General features: G+C 70.9%; 14 protein-coding genes. 5 read left to right on the top strand and 9 right to left on the bottom strand.

Annotated elements, in window-relative coordinates:
* The 3 genes from GY24_RS14970 to GY24_RS14960 all read right to left on the bottom strand — a co-directional run.
* The coding region (locus GY24_RS14970) for a low temperature requirement protein A (protein WP_233279400.1) at positions 1–598 on the bottom strand (598 nt) is incomplete at its 3' end.
* Between the two features lie 191 nt (positions 599–789).
* A complete protein-coding gene (locus GY24_RS14965; protein WP_104477108.1) occupies positions 790–2,208 on the bottom strand; it encodes an HNH endonuclease signature motif containing protein in 1,419 nt (472 codons plus the stop codon).
* Between the two features lie 419 nt (positions 2,209–2,627).
* The gene (locus GY24_RS14960) at positions 2,628–4,076 is read right to left on the bottom strand and encodes an anthranilate synthase component I family protein (RefSeq protein ID WP_104477106.1); all 1,449 of its coding nucleotides are present in this window, start codon (positions 4,074–4,076) and stop codon (positions 2,628–2,630) included.
* A gap of 70 nt (positions 4,077–4,146) precedes the next feature.
* Between GY24_RS14960 and GY24_RS14955 the strand changes: the two genes are divergently transcribed.
* Complete coding sequence (locus GY24_RS14955) at positions 4,147–4,470, top strand: SdpI family protein (protein WP_161498756.1); 324 nt, start codon at positions 4,147–4,149, stop codon at positions 4,468–4,470.
* Between the two features lie 26 nt (positions 4,471–4,496).
* Here the strand turns inward: GY24_RS14955 and cydC are convergent, their stop codons facing one another.
* Genes cydC through GY24_RS14935 form a run of 4 tightly spaced genes read right to left on the bottom strand, consistent with a single transcriptional unit; the run spans position 4,497 to position 10,400 of the window.
* Entirely contained in the window at positions 4,497–6,284 is a 1,788-nt protein-coding gene (cydC, locus tag GY24_RS14950) for a thiol reductant ABC exporter subunit CydC (RefSeq protein WP_104477102.1), read from the bottom strand.
* Positions 6,274–7,956 carry a thiol reductant ABC exporter subunit CydD gene (gene cydD / locus GY24_RS14945; protein WP_233279399.1) on the bottom strand — a complete coding sequence of 561 codons (1,683 nt, stop codon included), beginning with the start codon at positions 7,954–7,956 and terminating at the stop codon, positions 6,274–6,276. The genes cydC and cydD overlap by 11 nt, the downstream gene beginning before the upstream one ends.
* Positions 7,953–8,978, bottom strand: a complete 1,026-nt coding sequence (cydB, locus tag GY24_RS14940; protein ID WP_104477099.1) for a cytochrome d ubiquinol oxidase subunit II — start codon at positions 8,976–8,978, stop codon at positions 7,953–7,955. The genes cydD and cydB overlap by 4 nt, the downstream gene beginning before the upstream one ends.
* A 9-nt stretch (positions 8,979–8,987) precedes the next feature.
* On the bottom strand, positions 8,988–10,400 hold the full coding sequence (locus GY24_RS14935; RefSeq protein ID WP_104477097.1) for a cytochrome ubiquinol oxidase subunit I: 1,413 nt from the start codon (positions 10,398–10,400) through the stop codon (positions 8,988–8,990).
* 94 nt (positions 10,401–10,494) lie between these two features.
* On the opposite strand from GY24_RS14935, the gene GY24_RS14930 reads away from it, so the two are divergent.
* The 4 genes from GY24_RS14930 (at position 10,495) to GY24_RS14920 (ending at position 12,645) form a co-directional block, all read left to right on the top strand.
* Entirely contained in the window at positions 10,495–10,872 is a 378-nt protein-coding gene (locus tag GY24_RS14930; RefSeq protein WP_083364209.1) for a BlaI/MecI/CopY family transcriptional regulator, read from the top strand.
* A 15-nt stretch (positions 10,873–10,887) separates the two neighbouring features.
* On the top strand, positions 10,888–11,727 hold the full coding sequence (locus GY24_RS14925; RefSeq protein ID WP_233279398.1) for a M56 family metallopeptidase: 840 nt from the start codon (positions 10,888–10,890) through the stop codon (positions 11,725–11,727).
* Positions 11,724–11,864: a hypothetical protein gene (locus GY24_RS18120; protein ID WP_233279397.1), complete on the top strand. Its 141-nt coding sequence runs from the start codon at positions 11,724–11,726 to the stop codon at positions 11,862–11,864. The genes GY24_RS14925 and GY24_RS18120 overlap by 4 nt, the downstream gene beginning before the upstream one ends.
* A gap of 112 nt (positions 11,865–11,976) precedes the next feature.
* Positions 11,977–12,645 carry a DedA family protein gene (locus GY24_RS14920; protein ID WP_104477110.1) on the top strand — a complete coding sequence of 223 codons (669 nt, stop codon included), beginning with the start codon at positions 11,977–11,979 and terminating at the stop codon, positions 12,643–12,645.
* 41 nt (positions 12,646–12,686) lie between these two features.
* Here GY24_RS14920 and GY24_RS14915 read toward each other — a convergent pair whose 3' ends face one another.
* Together GY24_RS14915 and GY24_RS14910 are read right to left on the bottom strand one after the other, a co-directional pair.
* The gene (locus tag GY24_RS14915) at positions 12,687–13,646 is read right to left on the bottom strand and encodes an ABC transporter substrate-binding protein (protein WP_104477095.1); all 960 of its coding nucleotides are present in this window, start codon (positions 13,644–13,646) and stop codon (positions 12,687–12,689) included.
* Positions 13,643–14,403, bottom strand: a 761-nt coding sequence (locus GY24_RS14910; protein ID WP_324778435.1) for an ABC transporter permease, incomplete at its 5' end; no start/stop codon positions are given. The genes GY24_RS14910 and GY24_RS14915, both read right to left, overlap by 4 nt.

The following is a 14,403-nucleotide window of genomic DNA, read 5'->3' as shown; positions in this document are numbered from 1 at the left end:
CCGGCCCGCTCATCTCGACCACGATGAGCACACTCCCCCAGAGGAAGGTCTGCGCACCGGTCACCGGGGCGACCAGCAGCACCACCCAACCGGCTTGCGCGACAAGCAGCGTGACGACGTAGCTGAGGGCGGCCGGGCGGTGCACGGGGTCGGATGCCGCGGCGCGCAGCCATTGCGCGACCATGGCGATCCGCATCACGACGTAGCCCAACACCACGACCTCGTTGTCGATCGCGCCCTTCTGGTCGATGGAGGCGAAGAGCTGCGGCAGGCCGAGGGCCAGGATGATGACGCCGACCATCTGCACCATCGTCGTGACCCGGTATGGCCAGTCGTCGGTGTCGAACGCCGAAGCGAACCAGGAGAAATTGATCCAGGCCCAGACGACGGCGAACATGGCGAACCCGAAGCCGGCCAGGCCGCTGACCAGATGCCCCTCCGCCACGAGGTGGGCGAACTGGTTGCCGGCCACGCCGAACGCGACGGCGAAGGTGAGGTCGAAGAGGAGTTCCAGCGGGGTGGAGGCGCGGTGTTCCTCGAACGGGTCGCGGCCGCGCATCGGGCGGATGCGGGGCTGGCGGGCCGGGGACTCACTCATGCGGGCCTCCCCCACGCTTTCGGTGGGAGCAGTGTACGGCTCCCGCGGTGGCGCGCGCAGTATTGGCAGGCATACGCGGGATGGGGAGGCCATTGTCGCCCACTTGTGGCCTCCCAACGCCACGATTGCCTCCCATTCCGATGCTGCACGGGGGTTCGAGGTCCCGCCTCCGGGATATTGGGGGGCGGCCCCTACTCGACCAGCACCGGCTGGCGCTCCCGCTGGCGCTGGAGGAGGTCGGCGAGTTGGGTGCGGGACTTGGTGGATCTTCGCCACGGGGTGTCGGCGTTGGTGCGGCCGTTTCGCAGCCAGGGCGGCGGCTTGACGTGCGGGACGCCGTCGATCATGAGGATCCGCCAGCCGCTGGTCTCGATCGTGCGGTGGTGGAACCAGCAGAGGAGGACCCCGTTGCAGGTCTCGGTTTCGCCGCCGTCCCGGTAGGCGATGACGTGGTGGATCTCGGACCAGGCCGCTGGGATGGTGCAGCCGGGGATGATGCAGCCGCCGTCGCGGAGGCTGATCGCCCGCCGCTGCTGCGCGTTGAACACCCGGTCGGTTGTGCTCAAGCTGACCAGGCGCCCGTCGTCATCGATCAGCACGTGCTGCTGCCCGCCGGCGCACACGAACTGCTCGACGGCGCGCAGCGAGACGGGCGCCTCGCAGCCCTCGATGAACCCGGACCCGGCCCCCGAGGCGAGGTCGGCCTGCCGCACCGAGACGAGAACCGTCGGGGCGGCCCCGCCCATCGTCGGGGCGGCGGCGCTGCGGGCGGCCCCGTCGATCAGGCTCGCGAAGACGTCGTGCCGGGCCTGCGCGGTGGCGCGGGGGTCCTTCGGCTGGTCCGGGTCGGTGTCGTTGAAGGTGGGCTTGCTGCGCGGGCTCAGGTACGCGTTCAACAGCGTTTCGAACTTGGCGTCGATCTCCGGCAGCAGCGCCATCTTGCGGTGGACCAGCCCGTCGCGGGTGAGTCCTCCGCTGATGCCGCGCGCGGCCATCGCCCGTTCCTCGGCTGGGACGCTGCCGTCCTCGTCGAGGACGCTCTCCCAGACGCGGGCCTGGCCGCGGACCTCGTCGGCGGCGAACGGCAGTGCGGACTCCACGGTGGGGCCGGTGGCGGCGGCGACGAGCGCGGTCTCGGCGAGCTCGACGTTGAGGTCGCCGACCCGGGCCCGGATCGGGTCGAGGGTGTCGATGATAGCCGCGGCGCTGTCGTGACCGAGGGTGCCGGACCGGAGTGCTGCGGCAGCTTCGGGGAACGCGGCGGGGAGTGTGTCACCGGTCAGGGCGGTGCGGGCCTTCGTGGCCGCCCCGAGCCGCATCCGCTGCGTGATCGTGCGCTCGGAGGCCAGGGTGGTCCGGGCGAGGAGCTCGACGGCGTTGCGGCAGCCCTTCTTGGCCGAGAGGCGGTCCTCGCCGAGCTCCCGGCGGGAGCGGAACGCGACCTCGCCGGCGGCGCGGATGCGGAGCGCGTCGGCGAGGCGGCCGACGGCCTCGGCCGTCGCGGTGAGCTCGAGCAGGGCGTCGTCGCGCAGCATCCGCTCGTCGGATTCGGCGAGGGCGCGGGCCAGGAGGGACTGTGCCTCTGCCAGCTGCCCCGCCGCGTTTTCCATGCCCCTATTCTACGGCGGAATGCAAGCCCCTGACGAAGAAAATGCCTGATGTGGATAACTTTCTGTTCGTGCGGCGGGGTCTCGATACGCTCGTTCCTCGCTACTCGACCAACGGGGTGTGGCAGGGCTCGTGGCCGGTTTCGACGGGCCCGACCAGAGGGCTTCGGTCGCTCGTTCCTCGCTCCCTCAGCCGACGTGGAAAGAGAGACGTGGGAGATGCACGCTGGCTGGAGGGAGCGCCAGCGACCGAAGCCCTGACACGGCGCGAGACTGGCGGGGTGTCGACGGGCTCAACCAGCGGGGCCCACCCGCGGTGATCGGGCTGGAAACCGGGCTTCGGTCGCTCGTTCCTCGCTCCCTCAGCCGACGTGGGGAGAGGGCCCAGCCGACGTGGAAAGGGGCGACGTGGGGAGAGGCGCCTAGGCGCCGAGGACGGCGAGGAGGGCGGCGGCCTTGATCTGGGTCTCCTCGACCTCCTCGGCGGCGACGGAGAGCGCGGTGATGCCGCCCCCGGTGCCGATGCTGGCGCCGGTGGCATCCAGCACAATGGAGCGGATGACCATCGCGAGGTCGATCGCGCCGTCCAGCCCGAAGTAGCCGAAGGCGCCGGAGTAGATGCCGCGCGGCCCCTGCTCGAGGCCGTCGAGGATGCGCATGGCGCTGATCTTGGGCGCCCCGGTCATCGAGCCGGCCGGGAAGCTGGCCTCGACGGCGTCCACACCGCTCAGGCCGTCGGCGAGCTGCGACTCGATCGTGCTGACCAGCTGGTGCACGTGCGCGTAGCTCTCGACGGCGAGCAACGTGGAGACGCCGACGGAGCCGAGTCGGCTGATCTTGCCGAGGTCGTTGCGCATGAGGTCGACGATCATCAGGTTCTCGGCGCGCTCCTTGTCGCTCGACTCGAGCTCTGCACGCAGCTCGAGGTCACGGGCGAGCCCGCTGGCCCGGCGCCGCGTGCCCTTGATCGGCTTCGTGGTGACGTGCCCGCCGGCGGTCACGGCCAGGAACTGCTCGGGACTGGCCGAGAGCAGCGACACCTCGCCGAGCCGCAGCAGCCCCCCGTGGTGGGTCGGGCTGGACGCCCGCAGGCGCAGGTAGGCCTCGAGCGGCTCGGGCCGCACGTCGAGCCTGATCTCGTTGGTGAGGCAGAGCTGGTAGGCGTCGCCGCGGTAGATGGCGGCCTGGCACTCGGCGATAAGCTCGGCATAGCGCTCGGGCGCATGCCGCCAATGCGGCTCCGGAGCCGGGGTTGACGCCGCTGCACCCCGGGGCGGGGCGGATGCCGCGGCATCCAGCGCCACCGTGATCTCCTCCCGCCAGGCCGCCAGTGCGGCTGCGTCCTCGGCGGTGTCGCCGCTGGCCCGCAGCTGCAAAGTGACGGTTTCTGCGGCGTGGTCGAAGGCGAGGCAGCGGTCGATCTCGAGCAGCGCGGCATCCGGGGTCCTGGCCGGGTGCGCGGGCGTGCCGAGGAGAGCGGCGCCCAGCTCGTAGCCGAGCCAGCCGACCCAGCCGAGGCGGAAGCCGGGGAGTTCGTGGGCGCTCTCGTGCGCGGCATCCGGCACCGGGCCGCGCTGCCCGAGCTCGGACCGGAGGAAGTCGAAGATGCCGCCCTGCACGCTCGACGTCGCCAGTGTCCCGCCGGCCAGGAGAGTGGAGACCGTCAGCGTGCCGGTCTGCACCGAGGCGGTGACGACCCGCGCCCCGACGCCCGGGGCGCCCATGTAGCTGGTGCCGCTCTCGGCGCCGGCCCCGCCGTCCAGCCAGAAGGCGTGCGGGGAGGAGCCGTACAGGGCCGCGAAGACACGGGCGGGTTCCAGCCAGCCCGGCAGCTCGAGTTCGAGCACGGACGGGGAGGGCGAGCGAGTCACCCTCCTAGACTAGGGCGCGACGATCCGCGTCACGCGACGCCCCTGCCCGGGACGAGCGGGAGGGAGCAGCGTGTTGCTCAGCTTGATCGGCCTGCTGGCGGCCGCCTTCTCCGTGCTCGTTGCCGCGCTCTGCGCAGCGGGCGCGATCCCGCCGAACTCGATCCTCGGATTGCGCAGCACGGTCACGCTGCGATCGGAACGCGCGTGGCAGGCCGCCCACCGCCGAGCCCTCGGCCCGCTCGTCGCCACGACGGCCGTCGTGGCCGCGGTCTGGCTGCTCTACCCGCTCGGCGTCCTCGGCGACAGGGCGGCGGGGGTCGTCGGCCTGGTCGTGCTCATCGCCGGGCTGCTCTGGGGCTGGTCCCGTGGCGTCCGCGCGGTGCGGGCTGAGTAACGGCCGCGCTCAGAGGCCGTCCGAGCTCAGAGCCCGCCAGTGCTCACAAGCCGCCCGGCGCTCAACACGAGCTCCCGGTCGACCAGCTCGGCCGGCACGGCATCGTGCGAGATCAGGATGACGCTGCGGGCGGCACCGGCATCCGCACTGCTCGTGGCCGACAGGATGTCGCGCATCAGCGCGTCCGCCTGCGCGGCGTCGACGTTGGCGGTCGGCTCGTCCACGACGAGCACCGGGAAGTCGGCGAGCAGCGCCCGGGCCAGAGCGATGCGCTGCGCCTGCCCACCGGAGACGAGCGCGCCGCGCTCCCCGAGCTCGGCGTCGAGGCCGCCGCGGCTGCCCGCCCACTCGCCCAGGCCGACGCGCTCCAACATGGCGGTCAGCTCCGCATCGGTCGCGTGCTCTCGCGCGAAGAGCAGGTTCTGCCGCAGCGAGGAGTCGAAGATCCACGGGTTCTGCTCGCACAGGCCGATCGTGCGGCGGAGCTCCCCCGGCGCCATGGCCTTCGCCTCGCGTCCGCCGAGCGTGAAGCCGCCTTCGTAGTCGAGGAAGCGCACCAGCACATTGGCCAGCGTGGTCTTGCCCGCTCCGCTCTCGCCGCGCACGAGCACCCGCTCGCCGGGGGCGACGGTGAGGCTGATGCCCTCGAGGGCGACACCGGGGGCGAGCGAGGGGTCGCGGCCGCCGAGGTCCGGCCAGCGGGCCGACAAGCCGTTGAGCACGATGGCCGGGGCCTCCGGCCGCGGCGCGTCGGACTCGGCTGCCGGCGCGACGGCGGTCTGGTCGCCGGAGGCCGGCTCCACCGGGATCCCGCTCGGCACGGCCGCCGGAGCGATCCGGGCGACGCGCTCCGCGCTGGTGCGCACCTGGCGCCAGGCGCCGACGGCGAGCGGCACCATGCCGCACACCTCGAACACGGCCAGCGGCACGAGTGCGACGATGGCCAGCTGCGGCCCCTCGAGCACGGGGGCACCGACGAGGATGGCCAGCAGCGTCGCGATGCCGGCGGCGAACGTCATGGCAGAGGCGGCGAGGCCGGCGCCGAGGGAGGCCCGCACGCCGTCGCGGCGGAGCGCGGCATCCGTGCGGTTCAGCTCCTGCAGCCGCTCGTCGACGGCGCCGAAGGCGAGCAGCACGTCGAGGGAGCCGATGAAGTCGAGCAGCTGCTGCATGAGCGCGCCGCGGCCGGGCGCGAGGCGGCGCTCCGCCCGGGCGGCGATGGCGGCGTGAAGCAGGGTGCCGGCCGCGAAGGCGACGACGAGGCAGACGAGCAGGGTGAGCGCCGCCTGCGGCAGCACGATCCAGACGCCGGCGACGCTGAGCACGGCGATGACCCCGGAGACCAGCAGCGGCTGCACGACTCGCAGTGGCAGGTCTTGCAGGGCGTCGACGTCGCTGACCAGCCGGCTGAGCAGGTCGCCGCGCTTGGTGCGGGCGAGGCCGGCCGGGGCCAGCGGGATCAGCCGTTGGAAGACGGCGACGCGCAGCTCGGCGAGCTGGCGGAAGGCGGCGTCGTGGCTGGCGAGCCGGTCGACGTAGCGGAAAGCGGCCCGGCCGAGGGCGAAGGCGCGCACGCCGACGACGGCGGCAGACAGGTAGGCGAGCTGCGGTTGTTCGGCGGCGCGGGCGATCAGCCAGGCCGAGCAGGCCAGCAGGGCGACGGCCGAGATCGCGCTGAGCAGCGCGAAGAACAGGCCGGGCGCGAAGCGGCGCGGGCCGGGTTGGGCGTGCCGCAGCACGTCGCGGGCATCCGCCGTGGTGGCCTGGGCGGCGATCGGCGCGGCCGGCCCCAGCGAGGCGTTCTCAATCAACATGCACGGTCTCCAGCCAGAGAACCCGATCGGCGGCGGCCAGAACGGCCTCCCGATGGCTCACAACGATGACGATGGCTCCGGCGTCTGCGGCCGCGCGGAGCGAGCCGAGCAGGCGCGCCTCGGTCTCGGCGTCGAGGGCGGAGCTGGGCTCGTCCAGCAGCAGCACGGGCGTGCCGAGCTCCTGCCAACGGTAGAAGGCGCGGGCCAGGGCGACGCGCTGCGCCTGCCCGCCGGAGAGCCCGGCGCCGTTGACGCCCAGCTCGTGCTCGGGGTCGATGCCGGATGCCGCGGCGAGGCGCATGCTGGCCTCGATCAGCCGCACGCGCTCCGGGGTGCCCTCAGCCAGCGCGCTGCCGAGGGCGATGTTGCCCGCGACACTCCCGCTGCCGAGCGCCGGGTTCTGGCCGGCCCAGGCGATCTCGGTGCGGGTCAGCGGGCCGTCGCCGAGCGTGATCTCGCCCGCGGACGGCACGAAGCCGAGCAGGGCGGCGAGCACGGTGGACTTACCGGAGCCGCTCTGGCCGGCCAGCACGCTCAGCGTGCCGGGCTCGAACTCGGCGCTCAGGCCGTCGACGATGAGCCGGTCGCCGCGGTGCACGCTGACCCCGTCGAGGCGCAGCGGCCCGCGGGCCTGGGCGGGCGCTGCTGCGGCCGCGGCGGCATCCGCCGGGATCGCGTCGGCGAGCTCGAGCACCTCGAAGACCTCGGCGGAGGCGGCCATGCCGTCGGCGGCGGCGTGGAACTGGGCGCCGACGTTGCGCACGGGGAGGAACACCTCGGGGGCGAGGATCAGCACGAACAGGCCGACGGCGAGCGTCAGCTGCCCGTCGAGCAGGCGCAGTCCGATGGTCACGGCGATGAGGGCGACCGAGAGGCTGCCGGCCAGCTCGAGCACGAACCCGCTCAGGAAAGAAAGGCGAAGCACCTTCATTGTTTCGGTGCGGTAACTATCCGTGACGGTGCGGATGCGGGCGAGCTGGCGGCGCTCTCGCCCGAAGATCTTGAGGGTGGCGAGCCCGCCGACGACGTCGAGGAAGCTGCCGCTCAGGTGCTGCAGGCTGTCCCACTGCTTGCGCTGCACGGCCTGCGTGGCCATGCCGATGAGCACCATGAACAGGGGAATGATCGGGAGGGCCAGCGCGACGATGAGCGCGCTCAGCCAGTCGTTGAGGAAGATGGCGAGCACCAGCAGCGGCGTGGCGATCGCGGTGAGGATCAACTGCGGAAGGTACTTCCCGAAGTAGCCGTCGAGGGCGTCGAGACCGGGGCCGACGAGGGTCGCGGTCGCGGCGCTCCCCCGGCGCTGGGTCCAGGAGGGGCCGAGCTTGCGGATGCCGGCGAGCACGGCGACCCGCAGCTGGCTCTTCACCCGGGCCGCGCCGGCGGCGGACGCGGCATCCATGGCCCAGACGGTGAAGGCGCGCAGCAGCACCATCGCGGCCAGGGCGGCGAAGGAGCCGGAGAGCTCGGCGAGGCTCTGCCCGGCGATGGCGCCGGTGACCAGCACCGACACGAACCAGGCGAAGCCGATGATGGAAGCCGTCTGGATCAGGCCGAGCAGGCCGCCGAGGGCGAGGAAACCGCGCATCGCCCGCGCCCGCCGAAGCAGGCGCGGGTCGATGGGGGCGCGCGACGAGCGCGCGCCCCGTGTCTCGGTGTCGGTCTGACTCACGCCGCGGGGGCGGCGACGCCCGTGGCCGCCTCGATGGTGCGGCGGCTGACGCGCTTGCGGAACACCCAGTACGTCCAGCCCTGGTAGAGCAGGATCAGCGGCAGGAAGATCAGCGCCGTCCAGCTCATCACCGTGAGCGTGTACTCGGAGCTCGAGGCGTTGTCGATCGTCAGGCTGTTCGCCACGTCGGTGGTGGAGGGCATGACGTTCGGGAACAGCGCCGTGAACAGCGAGAGCACCGCCAGGGCGATCGTCACGGCCATCAGGGTGAAGGAGACACCCTCCGAGCCGCGCAGGTTGAACAGCCAGGCGCCGATCAGCGCGACGGCCGCGAGTGCGGCGAGCACCAGGTAGGCCAGCTTGAACTCGGCGATGAACGCCGTCCAGACCAGGAAGGAGGCCGCGATCACGATCGTCACGACGCCGGCCTTCGTGGCGAGCTTGCGGGCCCGCTCCCGGATGTCGCCGTCCGTCTTGAGCGAGACGAAGATCGCGCCGTGCGTGAAGAACAGCATCAGCGTGGTGAGGCCGCCGAGCAGCGCGTACGGGTTGAGCAGGTCGAACAGCGTGCCCGTGTAGTTGAAGTTCGCGTCGATGGCGACGCCCTGCACGATGTTCGCGAATGCGACGCCCCAGAGCAGCGCAGGAACGACCGAGCCGACGATGATCATGCCGTCGAACCACTTCTTCCACCGCGACTCCGGCCGCTGGTGGCGGTACTCGAAGGAGACGCCGCGCGCGATCAGCGCCAGCAGGATGAGCAGCAGCGCCAGGTAGAAGCCGCTGAACAGGGTCGCGTACCACTCTGGGAAGGCCGCGAACAGGCAGGCGCCCGCCACGATCACCCAGGTCTCGTTGAGATCCCAGACCGGGCCGATGGTGTTGATGAGCACGCGACGATCGAGGTCGTCCTTGCCGAGGAAGGGCAGCGTCATGCCGACGCCGAAGTCGAAGCCGTCCAGGATGAAGTAGCCGATGAAGAGACCGGCCACAATCCAGAACCAGAGAATGCTGAGATCCATGAGTGTCTCCTAGTAGACCGTCGTAGACGGTTCGATGAGGCCGGTCTCCGGATGCGGTTCCGGGGCGTCTGCCGGGCCCTTCTGGGCCACCTTCTTGATGAGCTTGAACTCGACGACCGCGAGGATGCCGTAGATCAGCGTGAATGCGACGATCGAGATGAGCACCTCGAGTCCGGTGACCCCGGGCGAGACGCCGTCCTCCGTCTTCAGCAGGCTGAACACGAGCCAGGGCTGCCTGCCCATCTCGGCGAAGATCCAGCCGACGATCATGGCGGCGAGGGAGAGCGGGAAGGACCAGATCGCGGCCTTCCAGACCCACTTGTTCTTCGGCAGGCGACCGCCGCGGGTCAGCCAGAGGCCGACGATGGCGACGAAGACGTGCAGCATGCCGAGGCCGATCATCCAGCGGAACGCCCAGTAGGTGATCCAGATGATGGGGGCGTAGTCGCCGGGGCCGAAGGCCTCGGTGTACTGGGCCTGCAGGTCGTTGATGCCCTCGACGCAGCCGTCGAAGGTGTGCGTGGACAGCAGGGAGAGCAGGTACGGCACGCGGATCGAGAACAGCTCGCTGGTCCCGTCGGGGGTGCCGAGGGTGAAGATGGAGAAGGAGGCCTGCGCGCCGCACACGGTTTGATACGTCGCCTCGGCCGCGGCCATCTTCATCGGCTGCGTCGCCACCATTGCCAGGCTGAGCTGGTCACCGGTGAGCGTGGTCAGGAGGCCGGCGCCGATCATCGTCCAGAGGCCAAGCTTCAGCGCCGGGCGCATCGTCTCGAGGTGCTGGTTGCGGGCCAGGTGCCAGGCGGCGACCGTGATCACGAGGCCGGCGGCGACCATGAAGCTCGCGAAGATCGTGTGCGGGAATGCCGCCAACGCGACCGGGTTGGTCAGCAGCTCCCAAATGTTGACGAGCTCTGCCCGGCCCTTCTCCTCGTTCATCTCGTAGGCGACCGGGTTCTGCATGAACGAGTTCGCGGCGATGATGAAGTAGGCGGAGATGATGGAGCCGAACGCGGTGGCCCAGATCGTGAGCAGGTGGATCTTGCGCGGCAGCTTGTCCCAGCCGAAGATCCAGAGCCCGATGAATGTGGCCTCGAAGAAGAAGGCCAGCAGGCCCTCGAGCGCCAGCGGGGCACCGAAGACGTCACCGACGAAGCGGGAGTAGTCCGACCAGTTCATGCCGAACTGGAACTCCTGCACGATGCCGGTGACCACACCCATCGCGAAGTTGATGAGGAAGATCTGGCCGAAGAACTTGGTCAGCTGGAGGTACTTCACATGCCCTGTTCGATACCACGCGGTCTGGAAGACCGCGGTGACAGTGACCATTCCGATGGTGATCGGTACGAACAAGAAGTGATAGATCGTGGTGAGGCCGAATTGCCAGCGCGCAAGCGCCAACGGGTCCAAGATCTCGTTCAACGGGGACTCCCCTCACAGGAGTTCTACACTGCGTAGAACTCTCAACTTCTACAGAGCGTAGAACATATTCAGCTTCAGCCGGTAATCTGGAGATATGAACACGCTCGGAGTCCTGGAAAGATCGATCATGAACGCCCTCTGGGACGCTCCTGAGGGTCTGTCCGCCCCCGAGCTGGGTGATCGTCTGCTCAACGCTAACGCCGAGTCGCCGCGGAAGGAACACGCAAAGACAACTCTTCTGACCGTGCTCTCGCGGTTGGAGGCGAAGGGCTTCGTGGCGCGCAGCCGCATCGAGCGCCCGCACCGCTACTTCGCCGTGAATTCCCGCGAGGAGCACACCGCGAACCTGATGCACCAGGTGCTCGAGCTCGCCCCGGACCGCGACGCCGCCCTGGCCCGCTTCGTCGGACAGGTCAGCGCCAGCGAGGCCGACACGCTGCGCGCGCTGCTCGGCACGGCCGGCCCCGCCTAGCCGCCCACTCCCCCTGTGCTGATCGCCTCCCTCGCGCTCGCCGCGCTGGCCGTGCTGCTCGCCTGGCCGGTGCCGCTCGCCCTCGCCTCCGCGCGCTGGCCGTCCCGCGCGCCCGGCATCGCCCTCGCGCTCTGGCAGGCCATCGCGCTCGGCGGCGGGCTGGCGATGATCGGCGCCCTGCTCAGCTTCGGCCTCGCCCCGCTGCAGGGTGACCTCGGTGGCATCCGCGCCCTGCTGGCCAGCCTGCGGAGCGGCCCCATCCCGGCCGAGTTCGGGGTGCTCAACATCGTCGCGCTCGGCGGCGCCGTGCTGCTCGGGCTGCACCTGCTGCTGAACCTGATCAGCACCGCCGTGCAGACCGAGCGCAGCCGCCGGCGGCACCGGGCGGCCGTGGAGCTGCTCAGCTCGCCCCTGCCGGAGCAGCCGGGCACCCGGGTGCTGGACCACCCGACGCCAATCGCGTACTGCGTGCCGGGCGTGCACACCGTCACGGTGCTCTCCGGCGGCCTGATCGAGCTGCTCGAGCCCGCCGAGCTCGATGCCGTGCTCGCCCACGAGCGCACCCACCTCCGCCAGTTCCACCACCTCGTGCTGCTCGCCTTCCGGGCCTGGCACGCGGCGCTGCCCTGGTTCCCGATGGCGAACCGGGCAGAGAACGCGGTCGGCCTGCTGGTCGAGATGCTCGCCGACGACGACGCCAGGCACGAGGCAGACCCGCACACCCTGGCCCGCGCGATCGCGCTCGTCGGCACCTCGCAGCCGAGCGCCAGCGGGGAGCTCCGTGCGCGCGCGGAGCCGGCCCCGCCCCTGCACTGCCCACGGATGCCGCGCGCACCCCGCTCGGCCAGCGGGTGACCCGGCTGCTGCAGCCGGAGCCGCCGCTGCCGCCGCTGGCCCGTCTGCTCGCCCTGACCGCAGCGGCCCTCACCGTCTCGATGCCCTCCGCCGTGCTGCTGACCGTCGCGCTCGGGGTCGGGCCCGCACTGGCCTGAGTATCGGCCGGAGTGTCGGCCGGAGTGTCGGCCGGAGCATCCGCCGGAGAGTCGCGCAGGGCACCGCCCCGCGTTCAGGAAGCGCCTCCCCCGACCGTTTATGCTCGGGCAGGTGAACGAGATTCTCGACTGGCTGCTGAACACCGTGCAAAGCGTCGACCCCGCGGTGCGCACGCTGCTCGCCGGAGTCGGGATCATGCTCGAGACCTCGATCCTCATCGGCCTCGTCGTGCCGGGCGACACCATAGTCATCGTCGCGAGCACCGCCGTCTCGACGCCGCTGCAGTACTGGGCGATGGTCGCCGCCGTGATCGTCGGCGCCCTGATCGGCGAGAGCATCGGCTTCGCCCTGGGGCGTTGGTTCGGGCCGCATATCCGCCGCAGCTGGCTGGGCCGGAAGATCGGCGAGTCGAACTGGGCGCGCGCCGAGCGCTACCTGGCCCGCCGAGGCGGCATCGCCGTGTTCATCTCCCGCTTCCTGCCGGTGCTGCACTCTCTGATCCCGCTCACCGTCGGCATGAGCAAGATGCGCTACCGCACCTTCATCTCGTGGACGGTGCCCGCCTGCGTGATCTGGGCGTTCGCCTATGTCAGCGTCGGCTCGGCCGCGGCCGGCAGTTACCGCGAGCTCTCCCAGCAACTGCACTTCGCCGGCTACATCTTCGTCGGCGTCATCGTGCTCTTCCTCGCCCTCGTCGTGCTGGCCAAGAAGCTGCTCGAGCGTCATGAGGCCCGCCACATGGCGGACCCCGTCGACGCGGATCCCGACGCCGAGGGCTGACGCCGAGGCCTAGAAGAACCGAAGCCTAGAAAAGCCGGGGCCTAGAAGAGCGCCTTCTCGTCCAGCCACTGCGTGGCGATGACCGGCGCGGCGAGCTGGTCGTTCTGGCTCTGCGCGTTCATCGACACCAGGTCGGCCGTGCTCAGGGCGCCCTGCACCGTGTTGATCACGGCGGCCGCGTCATCCGAGACGCCCGCGCCGGCCAGCGGCACGACGTGCGAGGCCAGGAACAGGCCCTTCGGGTCGGTCAGCGTGACAAGGTCGTTGGCCTTGATGTTCGGGTCGGCGCTGTAGATGTTCACCAGCTGCACGGTGCCGTCCAGTAGGGCCTTCTGGGTGAGCGGTCCGCCGCTGTCCTCGATCGGTGTGAAGCCGACCGTGACCCCGTATACCGATTTCAGGCCCTCCGGCCCGTACGGCCGCGTCGCCAGCTCGGAGTTTCCGCCGAGCGTGATCGGCGTCGTCACCTGCGCGAGGTCGCCGATCTCGACGAGGCTGTTCGCATCGGCGAAGGACTTCGTCACGACGTAGGAATCCTGGTCGGTGGCGTCGGCCTGGTCGAGCACCCGCAGGCCGCTGGGCAGCGCGTCGCCGAGCGCCGCGTAGACGTCGTCGGTGGTGCGGGCGGTCGTGTCGGGTGCGTAGTACTGCAGCAGGTTGCCGGTGTACTCCGGGAACAGGTCGACCTCGCCGCTCTCCAGCGCCGGCAGGTAGGCGTCGCGCTGGCCGATGTTGAAGGTGCGCTTCACCGTGAAGCCGTTTGCCTCCAGCGCCTGCGCATAGATCTCGGCGATGATCTCGTTCGAGTAGTACTGCTGCGAGCCGACGACGATGGTCTCGGACGCCGCCGTGCCGGTGTCGCTCGGGGCGGCCGGGTTCAGGGGGTCGCCGCTGGCGCAGCCGCCGAGCGCGAGGGCGAGCAGCGCCGCGGCGCCGGCCGCGGCGACGCGCAGGCCGCGCCGCGTGGAAGGGGAGGAGTGGGACGAGGTGCTGAGGTTCATGCGAGTGTCCTTTGCTCTGGCGCGTGGGCTGCCCCCCGCTTTCGAGGGGCACCCGCTCGGTTGATTCTGCCACTCAACGCCGACACTCCGCGCGGTGTGACGAATTTTTCTATCAGCGCGAAGATCGCCTCCAGCGCCAGCGCGAGCGCCGTGATGACGATGGAGGCACCGAGCATCTCGGTGTAGTTGCGCGTCGCGATGCCGAGGAAGATATAGCCGCCGAGCGCCCCGCCGCTGACGTAGGCGGCCAGCGTCGCGGTGGCGACGACCTGCAGGATGCCGGCGCGGAGTCCGCCGATCAGCAGCGGGAGGCCGAGCGGGATCTCCACCTTGAGCAGCAGTTGCAGCGGCGTCATGCCGAGTGCTGTCGCCGCCTGGATCACGTTGCGGTCGATCGACTGGAGGCCGGCGTACGCGCCGCCGAGCACCGGCGGGATCGCCAGCAGCACGAAGGTCAGCAGCGGCGCCTCGAAGCCGATCCCGAGCCCGAGCGCGAGCAGGATGAGCACGCCGAGGCTCGGCAGCGCGCGCATGCCGCCGGTGAAGGCCACCGCGAGCTCCCGGCCCCGCCCGGTGTGCCCGATGTAGTAGCCGAGCGGGATGGCCAGCAGCGCCGCGATCGCGGTGGCGCCGAAGGTGTAGCCGAGGTGCTCGGCGATGCGCTGCGGCAGCGCGCCGGGCGCGCTCTGCAGCGCCGGGTTGAAGATCCAGGCGATGGCGTCGAGGAAGAGGTTCATCGCAGGCTCCCCCGCCACGG

Origin of the sequence: Microterricola pindariensis (assembly GCF_002936985.1) — a bacterium.
GTDB lineage: Bacteria > Actinomycetota > Actinomycetes > Actinomycetales > Microbacteriaceae > Microterricola > Microterricola pindariensis.
Note: the sequence above shows the minus strand (reverse complement) of the source record. Positions and strands in the feature narration are given on the sequence as shown.